General features: G+C 54.6%; 19 protein-coding genes and 1 pseudogene. All 20 read right to left on the bottom strand.

Annotated features, from left to right (window positions below; translation table 11 throughout):
* Window positions 1-11: 11 nt before the first annotated feature.
* Window positions 12-632 (bottom strand): hypothetical protein, encoded by a 621-nt coding sequence (locus M1D87_RS26930; RefSeq protein ID WP_023662075.1) that lies wholly within the window; start codon window positions 630-632, stop codon window positions 12-14.
* Window positions 633-878: a hypothetical protein gene (locus M1D87_RS26925; RefSeq protein ID WP_023662074.1), complete on the bottom strand. Its 246-nt coding sequence runs from the start codon at window positions 876-878 to the stop codon at window positions 633-635.
* A gap of 140 nt (window positions 879-1018) precedes the next feature.
* Window positions 1019-1549, bottom strand: coding sequence for a hypothetical protein (locus tag M1D87_RS26920; RefSeq protein WP_023662073.1), 531 nt, complete (start codon window positions 1547-1549; stop codon window positions 1019-1021).
* A 115-nt stretch (window positions 1550-1664) separates the two neighbouring features.
* Entirely contained in the window at window positions 1665-2606 is a 942-nt protein-coding gene (gene lepB / locus M1D87_RS26915) for a signal peptidase I (RefSeq protein ID WP_023662072.1), read from the bottom strand.
* Window positions 2603-2833: a hypothetical protein gene (locus tag M1D87_RS26910; protein ID WP_172688339.1), complete on the bottom strand. Its 231-nt coding sequence runs from the start codon at window positions 2831-2833 to the stop codon at window positions 2603-2605. The genes lepB and M1D87_RS26910 overlap by 4 nt, the downstream gene beginning before the upstream one ends.
* A 781-nt stretch (window positions 2834-3614) precedes the next feature.
* Entirely contained in the window at window positions 3615-3857 is a 243-nt protein-coding gene (locus tag M1D87_RS26905; protein ID WP_023662069.1) for a hypothetical protein, read from the bottom strand.
* 148 nt (window positions 3858-4005) lie between these two features.
* Window positions 4006-4254 (bottom strand): hypothetical protein, encoded by a 249-nt coding sequence (locus M1D87_RS26900; RefSeq protein WP_023662068.1) that lies wholly within the window; start codon window positions 4252-4254, stop codon window positions 4006-4008.
* A gap of 317 nt (window positions 4255-4571) precedes the next feature.
* Complete coding sequence (locus tag M1D87_RS26895; protein ID WP_023662067.1) at window positions 4572-5048, bottom strand: hypothetical protein; 477 nt, start codon at window positions 5046-5048, stop codon at window positions 4572-4574.
* Between the two features lie 223 nt (window positions 5049-5271).
* A complete protein-coding gene (locus M1D87_RS26890) occupies window positions 5272-5430 on the bottom strand; it encodes a hypothetical protein (RefSeq protein WP_004574345.1) in 159 nt (52 codons plus the stop codon).
* Window positions 5431-5846: 416 nt separating this feature from the next.
* Entirely contained in the window at window positions 5847-6200 is a 354-nt protein-coding gene (locus M1D87_RS26885; RefSeq protein ID WP_023662065.1) for a hypothetical protein, read from the bottom strand.
* Between the two features lie 71 nt (window positions 6201-6271).
* A complete protein-coding gene (locus M1D87_RS26880) occupies window positions 6272-6424 on the bottom strand; it encodes a hypothetical protein (RefSeq protein ID WP_016487031.1) in 153 nt (50 codons plus the stop codon).
* Between the two features lie 155 nt (window positions 6425-6579).
* Window positions 6580-8049 (bottom strand): DNA cytosine methyltransferase, encoded by a 1470-nt coding sequence (locus M1D87_RS26875; protein WP_144000630.1) that lies wholly within the window; start codon window positions 8047-8049, stop codon window positions 6580-6582.
* A gap of 168 nt (window positions 8050-8217) precedes the next feature.
* Window positions 8218-9138 carry a recombination-associated protein RdgC gene (gene rdgC / locus M1D87_RS26870; RefSeq protein ID WP_144000631.1) on the bottom strand — a complete coding sequence of 307 codons (921 nt, stop codon included), beginning with the start codon at window positions 9136-9138 and terminating at the stop codon, window positions 8218-8220.
* A gap of 113 nt (window positions 9139-9251) precedes the next feature.
* A complete protein-coding gene (locus M1D87_RS26865) occupies window positions 9252-10040 on the bottom strand; it encodes a hypothetical protein (protein WP_144000632.1) in 789 nt (262 codons plus the stop codon).
* Between the two features lie 12 nt (window positions 10041-10052).
* A complete protein-coding gene (locus M1D87_RS26860) occupies window positions 10053-10373 on the bottom strand; it encodes an Arc family DNA-binding protein (RefSeq protein WP_223817445.1) in 321 nt (106 codons plus the stop codon).
* A gap of 50 nt (window positions 10374-10423) precedes the next feature.
* Entirely contained in the window at window positions 10424-10828 is a 405-nt protein-coding gene (locus M1D87_RS26855; RefSeq protein ID WP_144000633.1) for a TraR/DksA family transcriptional regulator, read from the bottom strand.
* A gap of 249 nt (window positions 10829-11077) precedes the next feature.
* Window positions 11078-11584, bottom strand: coding sequence for a hypothetical protein (locus M1D87_RS26850; RefSeq protein ID WP_004577584.1), 507 nt, complete (start codon window positions 11582-11584; stop codon window positions 11078-11080).
* Between the two features lie 111 nt (window positions 11585-11695).
* The gene (locus M1D87_RS26845; RefSeq protein WP_004577585.1) at window positions 11696-12196 is read right to left on the bottom strand and encodes a hypothetical protein; all 501 of its coding nucleotides are present in this window, start codon (window positions 12194-12196) and stop codon (window positions 11696-11698) included.
* A gap of 59 nt (window positions 12197-12255) precedes the next feature.
* Window positions 12256-12765, bottom strand: coding sequence for a SprT family zinc-dependent metalloprotease (locus M1D87_RS26840; RefSeq protein WP_223817446.1), 510 nt, complete (start codon window positions 12763-12765; stop codon window positions 12256-12258).
* A 15-nt stretch (window positions 12766-12780) separates the two neighbouring features.
* A pseudogene (locus M1D87_RS26835) lies at window positions 12781-13131 on the bottom strand (SprT family zinc-dependent metalloprotease); the annotation flags it as partial.
* Between the last annotated feature and the right edge of the window lie 207 nt (window positions 13132-13338).

The raw sequence follows: 13338 nt of genomic DNA, 5'->3' as shown, positions 1-13338 counted from the left end.
TTTCGCTATTCCTATGCGGCCGGCAGCAGCGATAGGATCAGGGGACCTAACTCGTTGGCGGTGTAAGAGCCAGAGATAGCCATCTTGACTCGAAACGGGATGGGTTTTCGTCCTTTTCGGATAGAGGTGAAATCCTCCAGGGATAGGCCTATCCGGGACGCTTGCTCAGTTTCACTGAGGCCTGAGATCTCTGCCAGACCATCAAAGAAGGCGCTGACCAAATCTGGTGATCCGCCAGCATCCAGACGATCGAAGAATCCGTAGAGCAAAGTCTCACGGACCACCTGCGACTGCTGATTGGCCGCCTCAACCGCCTCTCGAATTGGTTCAGGCAATGCAGCGAGCAGAGTCGACAGGGTCACCTCTACCCCCATCGCACCGAGCGTGCGTATGCGCGCCGGGGGCGGCAACGGGCGCATGTTCACTCGGCATTGGCGGATCATGGAGATGCTGATGCCAATCTCCTTGCTAAGCCGAGTATCCGCCCAGCCCTGCTCCTCGCGGAACCGGTCCATCAGCTGGGCCCAGGCGACACTGCTCAATCCGGTGTCTGCAGATTCAAAAAAGAGATTTCGAGAGCTCAGGTCGGCTGGCACCTCGGGATTGCCGTCCCCGGCATGAATGTCGAACATCTATTTGCTTCCATCAACTTCTGCCGCACCCTGCTCGTCCTGCTCCATGTGAGCTGCGACGCAGGCGCGGATCATGAGGTAGAGGGCTCCGCCGACAAGGCAGAGAAAAACCCCCTTGAAAATGAGGACCGGGGAAATCTTCACCAGGCCAGCGCCAACAGCCATGGTGGCCAGCAAGCCCATGACGACAACGCAGAGAGCAACAACGACGCGGGTGATCAGAGAGTGTGAAGGACGGGTATCCATGACAAGCGCCTTATCGATACGTAACGTGTACTGATAATACTGGATGACTATAGATCAGCACAATGTCGTGTTTGGAAAGACAGAGGCTAATAATCAGCAGGCAAAAAAACCCGGGCACTTGGCCCGGGCGTGTAGCAGGTTTACAAGCCGGGCACCCCAAGCGGGATGATTGGCGAGGTAACGTTCTGCAGTCCGAATCCGTTCATTTCGACGCTTACCGATGCGGTCTTGACGCGAATCGCACCCAAGATTCCGACATTGGAATTGTGGACGATGCGCTCCTGGGCAGTCTGCGTTACTGCGACAGGTTCGAAATCCGCCCCCATGTCATTGGCCAGCAGTTTGTTGATGCGTGCAGCCATTTCAGCTGCAGCTTCGTCGGCAAGACTTTCAGCCGAAGCGGAGTCGAAACAGATACCGATCACCTCGGCATCCGCGCCAGACTCATCATCGTCCTGGGACAACACAACGTGAGCAGTGGCCTTCAGCTCGCTGGAGCTGACCAACTGGGCGATGACTGTCGATCGATACGCTTGCTCAAGCTCTGCGAGTTCGGCATCGCGTACTGTTCCAACAGGATACGAGCCCACCTGCTGTACCAGGTTGCCGAGGGAATCGACCGGTGCAGCTGCTAGTTGAGCGTACTTGATGGCTGTTTCATGAAAGTTCATGCGTTTCTCTCCTGAATGATGGGTGCAAGGCCTTGCGTTGCCTTACAGAGGAGGTATGAGAAACACGGACTTGTATTGGATCGGCACTCCATGGCGGCATCCTTTTGGTGGCCACTCATCGTGAGAGCCGGCTGAACTGGAAACTGCCGTTATCGATATTTATATCGAAAATGGCCCGACCTATAATTTCCTTGTCTGTTACGAACCCCCAATAGCGACTATCCAGGCTATTGGAGCGATTGTCACCCAGCACAAAATAAGAGCCTTTTGGTACAACACATGAAATCCCTGAAACATTCCTCACGCAGCCTGGGATGGCAGGGAAGTCTGTATTCACACCAAAATCACTGCTGCCATTGTCCTGCAGAGTATCAATTTGCAAGCCTTGAATTCGCTCCAACGTATAGGTGGCGTGCTTAAGCTTTCCGCTGGCTTCATCTTCGTAATCATATGGCATTTCCATTTCGCGCACCGCCGGGGCACCATTGATAGACAACTCACCACTTTGATAAGTGATATTGTCGCCCGGGACGCCGACCACTCGCTTAATGTAAGGCTTAGCCGGGTCAAGAGGAAAACGGAATACCAGAACATCACCAAACTTCGGCGCCCCCCCATGCGAGATCGGTTTTGAAACGAAAGGCAACCTCACACCATAACTGAACTTGTCTACGACAACCACGCTGCCTACTTCTAGAGTAGGACGCATTGAGGAGGACGGAACAAGATAGGGTTCTGCCACGAAGGATCGGAATAAGAGCAGGAACACGGCAACCGGGGTCAGCTCCACCATGTAGCCCATAATGCCTTGCGTATAGTGCTGCTGACCCTTAGCTGCTCGATACCGTTCATAGCCCCAGAAAGGCACTCCGATGATCGCAGCAGCGGCGAGCAAGGTAGCAACATCCAGAAAGGTGCACAGCAAGATGTATGGACCAAGGACAGCGGCCCCACACCCTAAAGAGTACATCCAGGCAGGCCCGTGTAACCGGTACCTCTTGCTGCAAAGCACTGGAGCAGCCGCAGTTAAACCAAGCCCAACCCAAAACAGGCTCATAGATACTTACCTGATTTTCTGTTGTAGCCATAGATAGCGATACGGACAACGAACAGCAGAAAGAATATACCACCCAAACCCCAGCCAGAAGCCTTGACCCACAGGCCGTAACTATGGGGAATGGAAACTTCTAGCTCTTCCAAAAGGAATTCAATCAAAGATCCAAGAGCCCAGAGGAGCGCTGCAAATACCCAACCATTCAAAAGCAGCTGTACATTATACTTCACGCCTTTAGACCGGCTCTGTGTCGCTAGCATAGTTACTCCGCGGCAATAAACGACCACCCTGCCCGGCTTAGCGCGCATCGGTGTCCGTTCAACGGCTTGATCAACAATGTGGATTCAAGTGACGCAGCTAAGCACCCGAAGTGATAGCTGTAATATAGAGAAAGCTTTTCCAAATCTTCTCGTAAGCCCCGGCAATACGCTTCGTAATGGCGACTACCCAGCACAGGCTCTATATTCTCGTATTGAAGAGGAAACGGCTTAAGGGTAAGAAGCGCGAGTCGACACTTCGACGTCAGCCAGACGCAGGCAGCGTCTACTATATTTTGGCTTAGTTGTGATGACCTGAATTCATCCCTCACTTCAAGTCTTCTAATGAAAAGTACGCTGCCAGCTTCGAGCACAGCAGAGAAGTCATTCCGGCAGGTCCAGACCAGCTCCTGCACAGCCTTCTGGAGAGCCTCACTTACCAGGTCGCAAGCATCAGCCAAGGAATATCGCTTTCCATCGCCGCTGGACAACAGAACCGCGTCCAGGACAGCGACTGGCACAGCCTCTGACTGTAACCGAAGCCAGGCTGTAACCAGTCGCCCTTCACATACCGCAAAGCCATCAAACACATCCCCTGAAAGGCTCAGCTCTACGGAGTAGTCACCTGCGAGCTCCATGCGCTCAACCAGGCCGCGATGCATTGGAATTTCGCTGTAGAAGCCGGTATCTATTCGGCTCCGCACATGCGGACGACACCGCGACACTTGCGTTAGGCCGGCAGGCATGATGCAGCTCAGCGCAGCCCGGTACCAACACGGCCCTGCGCACTGGCCTTGGCCTTTTTACGATCGGCCACTTTCAGCAGCTGCACGAAGAGCACAACCATGACCAGAATCGCGATCAGCATAAACGCGGGTGTGGGACTGATGTGACCAATCTTCGCCCACACGAATACGAAGGCTGCCAGGGCCAAAGCCGCCGGCAACTGACCAACAATGTTCAAAGTCCGCATGGCCCAGAATTGAATTTTCGGCATTACAAGCTCCTCAGAATGATTGATAACACGTACGCATAATACTAGAAGATTTGCACGCCTGCCAGCCATGCGATGTCATGATAGCGCCACAAAAAAGGCCTCTGTCCACAGGGATGGACAGAGGCCTTGATCTACGGCCGGGAGAGCCTCACAGCGGGTAGAAAATCGAGTAGATACACACCGCCAATGCAGCCGCGCAAAGCGCCGAGCACAGCCAGATCAGAATTTTTACGTCGCGCAGCGAGCGATCGGTAAAGCCTTGCATTGCCTGGATCTGCTCAGGCCCGGAGGCATTTTTCACGGTGAAAAGGGCTTTGCGGCGCTTGATCGCGATCGAAATGATCACAGCCAGCACCACGACAGCGATACGAGCAAGCATGTCAGGAGTGATAGTCATTGCGTTTCCTCAGGTTGGATTTAATACAGAACAGGTAGAGCGAGTGAGTCAGCGAGAAACGGCGTCAAGGTTGCCGATTCCCTTGTTCACGCATGGTCTTAATGGCTGCGAGCACTGGATCCCTGGGGCTAGCATCTTGCCCCTCACAATGGGTATGGCGCTCACCTGGTTTGATCAAGCAGTAACGCCCTAACGGCTTGGAGACTGCTGCCCCGAAGTGAGGCTGGGCCACCGGCTTGAACATGATCAGGCCAGCAGCAGCGCTTACCGTGGCAAAGGCGGCAAGAGCAGTACGCCAGGAGCGGAGACGCCTTGGATTACGCACCAGCGGCAAACTCCAAACCGGTCGAAAGGCTGATCATCTGAACTGCGAGATCTGGGTTGATCAGTCCTTTCGACGCGAGCCCCCTGACCTGGCCAGAGAAAAACTGTACGAAGAAACGTTGGGAAGCGTGCTCGCTCTGTACAGAGTCGCCATGCTCCTTCACCTGGTTTCGTCTCTCGATGGCAGCGGCAGCAGAAGTGGCAATAGCGTTGGCCAGCTCTGCGGCCACCGCTTCACCACGGGGCGGCAGCCTGGTCACATCCAGCTGAGCAAGGACCTCATGTGAGAGATGCAAGCTCGCAAGGCCGTCACCATACCAACCGTCATAAACTGTCACCCCGTGCTCATCGGTAGTGAGCACGGTAAAAAAGCGGGAGAGTCGGTGGGTTTCATCGTCGCCGACAGCAAGCATGGGCGGGTTGGCTACCTCGTAGCCGGCGCCGACCTCGAATTCGTGGGAGTTGGCCAATTTGAACGCTCCTATCGGTTCCAAAAATGGGCGCCATCAATAATACATAACGCGTACGCATACGGCGATAGAGATCAATGTAAATCTACACGTTTCCCTAGGAGTAGGTGACAGGGTTCAGGAGGCCCACGCCGGGTCCCGGAAATCGAACCCAAAAAAAGACCCACCATCAAGGATGGTGGGTCGGATTTAGCGTTTCTTTATAGGTGGCTCTGCTGAGCGTTTATTTGGATTGCAGCGGCTTGCCGTTTTGGTTTGCACCGTATTTTACGCGTCTGAACTCACCTTTAATGGCAGCAACAGCTCCCATCAAGGGCGCGAAAAAGATACGCGGTGCTTGCCTTGCAGCGTTAGCGAACTCTGACCCAAACGTATTATTCATCAGCAAATTCCTTAATAGCCCTGTAAGCCCCAATGCATATAAAGATGAAGAAAAGACCAGCATCCATTAATACAATGAAGTGTTCGAGCAGCCCCAGAATTAGTAAAGTGAACTCACTAATCCCGAATTCAGCCAAGTACTGGACCAGATGGTTGAGTAGTACTGCAGGCACCATGATAATCAAAAATATGATAGTACCGACGAAGCCATGAGCCGCGAAGTGTGCGATCGGGCTCCACCAAGGTTTTTTTTTGCGTTTTGGACATCTGTTACTCCTGAAAGGACCTGGGGCGGTCGTTGAGAAATCCCATAGGCCTTCTTGCGGTAGACCTAGCCCCTGGAGATGCGTAACGCGGGCCTGTAATCTGCGGGACGCAAAAAAGCCAGGCAGTGCCTGGCTTGGTGGAACAATTCGCTTAGCTCTGCCGTGCCTGCCGCAGCCGGCCGGGCGTGAATTTCCCAGAGAACGAATAGCCGAGATCCCTTACTCGCTCACGGACCTTCAGCTTGTTGGATTTGTCGCCCCGCTCCTTGTGGAGCTCGACATGCTCGGCTTCTACCTGGAGCAGAAATTCGACGTCTTTTTGGCACAGCTCCAGCGACTGCTCCAGCTTTTTCCGGTCTGAAAATTTCTTTCCGATCAGTGCAGCTGACGCCGCAGCCAGGACAGTGCTGGTTACAGCGGCGAAAGCATTTATCAAAGCGGATTGCACAGCTGGATCGTTGATTGCGAGAAGCATGATGGCCCCCTGAAAGTTGACTTGCTCCATGGGGATGCTTCACAGAAACCAGTAAATTCCAGGCACAAAAAACCCGCTCGATCGGCGGGTTTCTGTAAGCCTTAGTGCTTGGCGCTGGGAGCGCCTTTGCTGCCTGAAGCCTTCGCAATTTCTGCCTTGATGGCTTTGTAGGCGCCAATCACAGGCGCAAAGTAAATCCGAGGCGCCTGTTTGGCAGCACTCAGGAATTCCGAAGTGAAAGTCGTTGCTTTCATGTGCTTGCCCCTCTCTTGAGAAAATATCTAATGACCTACATATAGCAAATAGGGAGAGAACCTTCAAGCGAGAGAAACATTTTCGCCAGCCAAAAGAAAACCCGATTCGCATAAGCGAACCGGGCAGGTGCAGCGTTTGAACGGAAGACCACCCGTCAGATCAACAAGGCCAATGTGCCAGTTTGGAATTTATCAGACTCTGAGCCCGTCACCTCATCCATCTCAGGATGGGCAGAACGAATCGGAAAGTTAACCACGTTATTGCGGGATGCCATGAGCGCCCGCCCTATTTCCTCACCCACCGAAACAAACTTTGGAAAGCAGACACTCTGGCCGCAAATTTCATGACCAATAGTTTCAGAAACTCCATCAGTTAAACCTGCAGGAATCCCTTTGAGCCTTTCGTGTTCGGCTTTAGTGAAGAGCCTGCTGAGGCCTGTTTTTTCAGGATGCAATATGAACGGTTCGGTACTTCTGCCTTTTTTGTAGCACCCTAACGTGCCACAACCTGATTCATTTCCAGTTAGCAACTGCCTGGAGAATCCCTTGCCTTCAGCCTTGTCTCTTTTCTCCTTAGTTGCCAAGTATTCATAGGATTTCCAAGATTCATCGTCGAGAGGTATATCATCGAGTATCGCATTGATGCATGTCTCTCTGACCTTGTTGACCTTCAGATTTTCAAACGAGAAAGAGTCCCCTAAACCAGGCGTTATTGCCACCACAACCAGGCGTTTCCGGTGCTCCAGCGTCCCGTAGTCCCATCCATCAAGAACAGCTTCATGCACTTTGTATCCGAGGTGAATAAACACGCTTCGGATAGCTGCCATGGAAGCTGTATTTGCGTACTCCCCAACATTTTCAATCAACGCAACACAGGGGTTGACATGACGGAGCCAGTTGAGATAATCCACGAAAAGCGCGCCTGCATCAGCATGATCCTCTGCAAAATATAGCTTATTCTTCACCTTTCCGCTACGTGATGCCCCAACACAAGGTATTCCACCTGTCAAAAGCTCACATTGCGGGGTATTTTCACTGAGGTACACGTCTCGTACGTCTGAGTTGATAGCAATCGACTCTTCTGTCCAAATCTCATTATTGTTTCGCATTGAGCAGTCGAGATACTCGCTCTCCAACTCAACACCGACCTGAACGAATGAGCCTACACCGGATTGCATTAGGCCAGAGTGCACTGCGGCGTCTAGGACGCCGCCGTGGAAGAGGCTGCATACAGCAAGCTTTTGTCCTCGCTCCAACTTTTCCTTCATGCGCTTGAGGCGCTCGCGGATCTTTGTCTGAATCTGCAAAGCAGTAATCACAATCCGGCCACGACGAATCGCAACTCGGACCTTATGGTCATCTTCAAAGACTTCACGGATTTGCTCAGAGCGCAAGTCGATTACTGGATGTACAACCCCATTACGCTCACGCTTAGATACGCTGATGCACTTCCCGGAAAAGCCAGTTGGAACCTCAATTAGTTCGAGACGTCGTGCAATCTTGTCTGACTTAATCGAGTACTTCTTGCCAATCTGAATACCGGCCGTCAGGAGGTGACGGCCTTCCATAAAGACACGTGAAACGCCCTTCGATTCGCCGATTTTTGCGTTGATGATGGTGGTCATTGTGGTGCTCCAAGTAGTCGACACAGCTCCCCAGGCGGGGACTGAGCCCGATTGGGGGAAATGACAAACTGGTTGTCTGTACTTCCTGGAATGCGTAACAGAGACCGATATTTTTCTCGGGCAACAAAAAGCCCCCGTCAACGCGGAGGCTTGGGTACCCTGCATGGCTCAGATCGACGCTGGCACATCCTCGCCACCCAGCACCTGGTAAAGCGCCGGGAGAAACTCGGCCAAGGTCATCATCATCAGCGCGAACGTCGCATCTGCCTGCGCTAAGGCGTCATCGCCCCCATCCTGCTCAGCCTGGGTCTGGAGCAGGTCCTCGAATTTGAGGCGCCGGATAACCAGCTTGTCGTCCAACATGAACGACAATTTGTCCTGCCAGGCCAGCGCCAGCTTGGTCACAAGCTTGCCGGTTGCAAGATGATTCTTGATCTCGCCACTGGTGAGATCCTGTCGCTTGCAGCGCACCGACCCACCCTCGTCACTGGTGTCCTGCAGTTCGCATTCGTCCAGGACGTGGAAGCCCTCGCCCGCCTGCTCGTTCTTGAGCCAGTCAGTGAGGGTTGCAGTCGGAGCAATCTTTACCGTCACCGGCCGCACCGGCAGCGAACCGAGCACTTCACGAAGCGTGGAGAGCAGATCCTCGGCTCGTTTGGCACTCGCGTTATTGACGATAATCAGCCCAAGCTTTGGCGCAATGGCTGCCGTGATCACGCCGCGGCGGATAAACGCCTTCGGCAACATGGCCTGGATTGTCTCGTCCTTGATCTGGTCGCGCTCTTTCTTATACACCTTGCGCTGCTGCTCTTTCTCGATCTCCTCGACCTTTCCCTTCACAGCATCATTCACCACGCTTGCTGGCAGGATGCGCTCTTCCTTCCGAGCACTGATCAGGAAGAAATTACCGCTCTGGTGAACGAGCGGAGCCTCCTCTCCCTTGCCCAGAGGCGCGACAAAGCCGAAGGTGACCAGCTCTTGCGAACCGCACGCACGGGCGGGCTTCGACGCCAGGGCGGACTGCAGCGCCTCCGCCGCAAATTCAATATCTTGAGTCAGACGATAAACAGTCAGGTTCTTAAACCACATGGTCATGCCTTGTTAGGTGATTTGGGTGATGACAGTGCCCTCATGAGCACTGTCTTGGATGCTTGAGGTTGAAGCTTCTACGTGCTTCGGGATGCTGCTAGGTGCTATGCCGATCAGCTGGCTGCCGTGTAGCGAAGGCAAGCGATCTCTTCGCGGGGGTTTGGCCGATCGAGCTCTGCCCACCATCCTCCCCACTCCTCACAGCTGACTGGTCGCGATGTGCCGGGCGCCCCCTCTACGCAGAACTTGCCTACGTCCGACGACCAGGTGACCGCCAGCAGGGAGGCCTCAATTCCGTCCTTACCGCTCCAGTTCCAGTAACGGCCTGCACTTTCGGGGGCCACTTGAGACCAAATCCGGCGTGCACGGCCTTCAGAATCCTGCGGCCGGTCTTCATGCACGATCTCCACCGGGCACGTAGGCGACCCACTGCAGGGCGTGAGTAGCCCTTCAGTACCCACCTGTTGGAGCCAGGGCATTGGCGAGTTCATGTACGCGATGTAGTTGCCGAAGAGATTGGCCGTGTCACGCACCCCCACGGCCGTCGCGTACTTCAAGAGCTGAGCAGCCTGTGATGGTTGTGGCGCTGTGAGCAGCTTTCGCAAAAACACCGCTTCAGCGGCGGAGAACTGGTGACTGCCGACATGGCCGATGGCTCCCGACGGAACACTGAGCCCCGTTACATGCGCCTCGATCATTGCTTGGTCGAGCGCCATATCGAGAGACTCACCGCCCAGAAGAGCGTCGATGCCGATACGCACCATTGGGGCATTGGCTTTCCCAGTCCGCAGGGCTGGACCACGCAAGTAGAAATACCGCTGGGCGGCCTTCAAGAGCACAGCTGCAATGTCAGCAGTGCCGGCGCTGGTAGCGCCGGGGCCTACATCAAGCAAATTCCCCATGGTGTCCGTCTCTCACTGGGCGCTTGCGATCGACAGTCTTGGTGCCTGCTGCAGAGCAGGCTTCGAGGTTTCGTTGGCCAGAGCTGCCTTGAGTTCCGCCAGCTCTTGCTCCAGCTCCTCACAGCGCCGGGTAACCTGAGCCAGCGCACGAACCGTCAGATCGCCCTGCTCATCCCGCTCAATGCTCAAAGCCAGGCGGTCGATGATTTCAGAGTTCATGCTGCGGTGATTTTCTTTCGAAATTTCTGCGATCTTCTCTCGCATGCCATCCGGCAGGCGGACAACAAACTTGTCAGCTGTGCGGGAGTTAGTGCGAGGCTGGGACTTAGGCATGGGGATAACCTCAGGAATGACCGGCTGTCGGTGCTTCAGGTGAAAAGTGATTATGCGGCGCGAAGGTGCCGGGACTTGTTCTCGCGGCTCTCCTTGGCTTCGACCGTGAGAAGAGACCGGGGATTAGAGAGCAGGCGTCGCAAGCCGATTGGCTCACCGGTATCAATGCAGAAGCCGTAACTGCCGTCGGCAATTGCCGACATCGCCAGTTTGATGTCGCGCAGACTTTGGTTCTCGCGCTCGATGCTGCCCAGGATTGATTGACGCTCTTGCTCGATCAGCGCAGCGTCCACTTCGTCTGGGGCTTTTTCCAAACCCGTCAGGTCGACTCGCAGCTGATCGATGCGCCCCATTGCAGTGGCACTTTCACCCACCAACAGGCTTTTGAAGAACGCTACCTGGTCAGGGTTCATGTACTGGTCTTCGGGCTGTTGCAACAGTTCCTCAGGGGTCATCAGTTGGGCCTCGTGATTAGTTGGGGCAATGTGCCTCGCGCCAGCGTCTCGGGTATCGATACGACAGGTTGATGGCACCATGCTGTCATTTTCACACGCATTGATATTACGACCAGTATCGGAAACGCACAACACAAAAATTACACATACGTGTTATGCATGCAGCAGAAAATATTCATCTTGACCGCCCTGGCTTTCCGTTGGGCAAGAAAAAACCCCAGCGCTGAGCGGTGGGGTTTGGGTGAATCGTTATGCTGCTGCCGGCTGAAGGCTCCGTTTATCTACGTAGATCTGTTGTACGAGATGAACCCGGTCTGGATTCTGCTGCGCGAATTGAGCAAGGGCGGCGCCCGGGCTACCACCACCACAACGGAACGTCTGAAGCGAATCTTCGTTTGGCACCGAGTAGACCAGCAAAAATGCGGTGTCCTCGTGATAGCGATTGGCTGCGTAGTCTGCAGCCTTGCCTGTCAGGCCAGCCATCTCAACGACCCACAGCATGGTCTGAGCTCGAACCTCAAGCTCGACCATCGCCTCTTCGCCAGCTCGTGGGAACTGTACTTGCGAGAAGTCGCGGTCAAGGTAGGCTTTCTTCGCTTTCTCATACCCACTGAGCATGAGATGAGCGAAATCGCCGAACTGGAACGCCAGCTTGGCGCGCAGAAGGTCCAGCGGCTGATAGAAATCAGGAGCCGTCCAATCAGCAGGCACACGGCCTTCAGTGGAGACTGCTACAGCGTGGGTTGGATTGGTCATGATCGCGGCACCTCATGTGCGTTAGGTTTGTGGGTGGTTATGGCGCACACGGGTATGTACGACCTCGCGGCCCTCTCCCAATGGGATGCCCGGCGCCGGCGGGCAAACAACTCAGGCCGCTTGTGTGTCCAGGATATGAAGATCTGCAGGGACACTTACGACATCCCCAAGCCATCGCCGCACGGCATTCCGCAGGGTATCTTCAGGGCACCCTGGCTCAGCGCTCATCATGAATCCAAAAGCCTTGAAGCTCGCCTCGCGCACGGCCCACTCCAAGCTTGGTCCGCTCAGCGCCTCGACAAACACCGTCTGGTAGGTATGGTCAGTTCGGCAACGTCCCAGCAAGCCCGGAGCGGTTGCTCGTGCGAGGAGCACTGAAGCGCCAGTTGCGAGCTCGGCTCCATTCACTTCAGCTACCACCCGATCGCTGTGACTCACCGCGACGACATCCTTCAGGCTGAGCTGGGGTCGAGAGAGCTCTGACTTGGCCATGTCGAGCGCATGCTGCGCGGTGGCCGCAGCGAACAGTTCGCCGGTGACCACTCGGAATGCTTTCAAGCGGAAAGTCTCCGCGACTGCGGGGCGTTGATTGGTTTGCTCGACTTGTTGCATGTTGGGGCTCTACGCAAATTTACTGGGTGGTAATTGGAGGGTCTCGAAGGCGGCTGACGTCAGCCAACACCCGCTCGCACCATTCGCACTTTCACCCCTCGTTGCTCGAAAGCCCTGGCAACGCGTACTTGTCGCTCATCTTGGCCATCGCTGAAGACAATGGCGTGGGTCACTCCGCCTGGCAGGGTGTCTGGGCTCAAATGCCTGAGCACCGAGCTCGACGGGACCTTCAGCTTCTTGCTCAGTAGCTCACGATGCCGCTCACCCGTGATCAAGCAGTCAAGGACGACCTGGTTCACCTGGTGGTCAACGATGAGTTTGACTATTCGGTCTGCTTGATCGCTGTCGATCGTCGGACCTGAGGTGCTGATGAAGAGTTTCGAGATGATCGGCGCAGGCGCTCTCTCTGCCTGCTGTACGAACTCCAGGAGCTCACCACACGTTTTGCACCGGAGTATGGCTATCTTACGCGCCACCCGATTGTGCGTTTTGGTACTGAGCATGTGGTCATTGCCCTTACACCCGCACCTGTAGACAAAGCCTTTCTTGACTGACTTCGACGTATCCATGCTGTGACACCTGTCGGGGTCAAGCTTGAACACGTCTCGCATTACGCCCTGCCACTCTGCGCCATGGGGCGAGGGCTTGGTCCCCCAGACATTGCGCGTGATGTAATGCGCAACCTCGTGAGCGCAAATTTGATCTAGGTATTCATGTAGATTTTCTTTCGCCAGCAGTCGGTTGAACCGAAATTCCTGGTCCTTTAGCTTTCCAGTGTGCCTGTCGATCCTGTATCGGTACATGCCCCCCGTTTTACCCGTGAGATCAAATCTCACAGGTATTTCAGGAAACACACGACCGAAGTGTGAGGACGCAAGCCCAAGGCACTCGGTGACTCGACTCCTAACAGCCTTCAACTCGTCGACAGGGCGCATCAGATTTCAGCCACTCGCAGCACCTGAAAGCTCAGCTGGGTGTCGTTAGCAGAGAAAGGTGTAGGCATGGCCGGGATCCTGGGTAGAGACAGAAAATATTACACGTACGCGTTATGTATCGTAAACCAACAAACCAGAATGATAGCCCGCTCCGCCATCTCCATGCATTAGGGGGTTTGGGGAGCAATGGAACCAAAAACCAACGTA

This window comes from Pseudomonas sp. SA233 (assembly GCF_054792385.1).
This window is presented reverse-complemented; position numbering and strand designations above follow the sequence as displayed.

Bases quoted from the DNA above. Each gene is read 5' to 3' on its own strand.
- M1D87_RS26930 (WP_023662075.1), bottom strand. From the start codon at position 632: ATGTTCGACATTCATGCCGGGGACGGCAATCCCGAGGTGCCAGCCGAC.
- M1D87_RS26925 (WP_023662074.1), bottom strand. From the start codon at position 878: ATGGATACCCGTCCTTCACACTCTCTGATCACCCGCGTCGTTGTTGCT.
- M1D87_RS26920 (WP_023662073.1), bottom strand. From the start codon at position 1,549: ATGAACTTTCATGAAACAGCCATCAAGTACGCTCAACTAGCAGCTGCA.
- lepB (WP_023662072.1), bottom strand. From the start codon at position 2,606: ATGAGCCTGTTTTGGGTTGGGCTTGGTTTAACTGCGGCTGCTCCAGTG.
- M1D87_RS26905 (WP_023662069.1), bottom strand. From the start codon at position 3,857: ATGCCGAAAATTCAATTCTGGGCCATGCGGACTTTGAACATTGTTGGT.
- M1D87_RS26900 (WP_023662068.1), bottom strand. From the start codon at position 4,254: ATGACTATCACTCCTGACATGCTTGCTCGTATCGCTGTCGTGGTGCTG.
- M1D87_RS26890 (WP_004574345.1), bottom strand. From the start codon at position 5,430: ATGAATAATACGTTTGGGTCAGAGTTCGCTAACGCTGCAAGGCAAGCA.
- M1D87_RS26885 (WP_023662065.1), bottom strand. From the start codon at position 6,200: ATGGAGCAAGTCAACTTTCAGGGGGCCATCATGCTTCTCGCAATCAAC.
- M1D87_RS26880 (WP_016487031.1), bottom strand. From the start codon at position 6,424: ATGAAAGCAACGACTTTCACTTCGGAATTCCTGAGTGCTGCCAAACAG.
- M1D87_RS26875 (WP_144000630.1), bottom strand. From the start codon at position 8,049: ATGACCACCATCATCAACGCAAAAATCGGCGAATCGAAGGGCGTTTCA.
- rdgC (WP_144000631.1), bottom strand. From the start codon at position 9,138: ATGTGGTTTAAGAACCTGACTGTTTATCGTCTGACTCAAGATATTGAA.
- M1D87_RS26865 (WP_144000632.1), bottom strand. From the start codon at position 10,040: ATGGGGAATTTGCTTGATGTAGGCCCCGGCGCTACCAGCGCCGGCACT.
- M1D87_RS26860 (WP_223817445.1), bottom strand. From the start codon at position 10,373: ATGCCTAAGTCCCAGCCTCGCACTAACTCCCGCACAGCTGACAAGTTT.
- M1D87_RS26855 (WP_144000633.1), bottom strand. From the start codon at position 10,828: ATGACCCCTGAGGAACTGTTGCAACAGCCCGAAGACCAGTACATGAAC.
- M1D87_RS26850 (WP_004577584.1), bottom strand. From the start codon at position 11,584: ATGACCAATCCAACCCACGCTGTAGCAGTCTCCACTGAAGGCCGTGTG.
- M1D87_RS26845 (WP_004577585.1), bottom strand. From the start codon at position 12,196: ATGCAACAAGTCGAGCAAACCAATCAACGCCCCGCAGTCGCGGAGACT.
- M1D87_RS26840 (WP_223817446.1), bottom strand. From the start codon at position 12,765: ATGGATACGTCGAAGTCAGTCAAGAAAGGCTTTGTCTACAGGTGCGGG.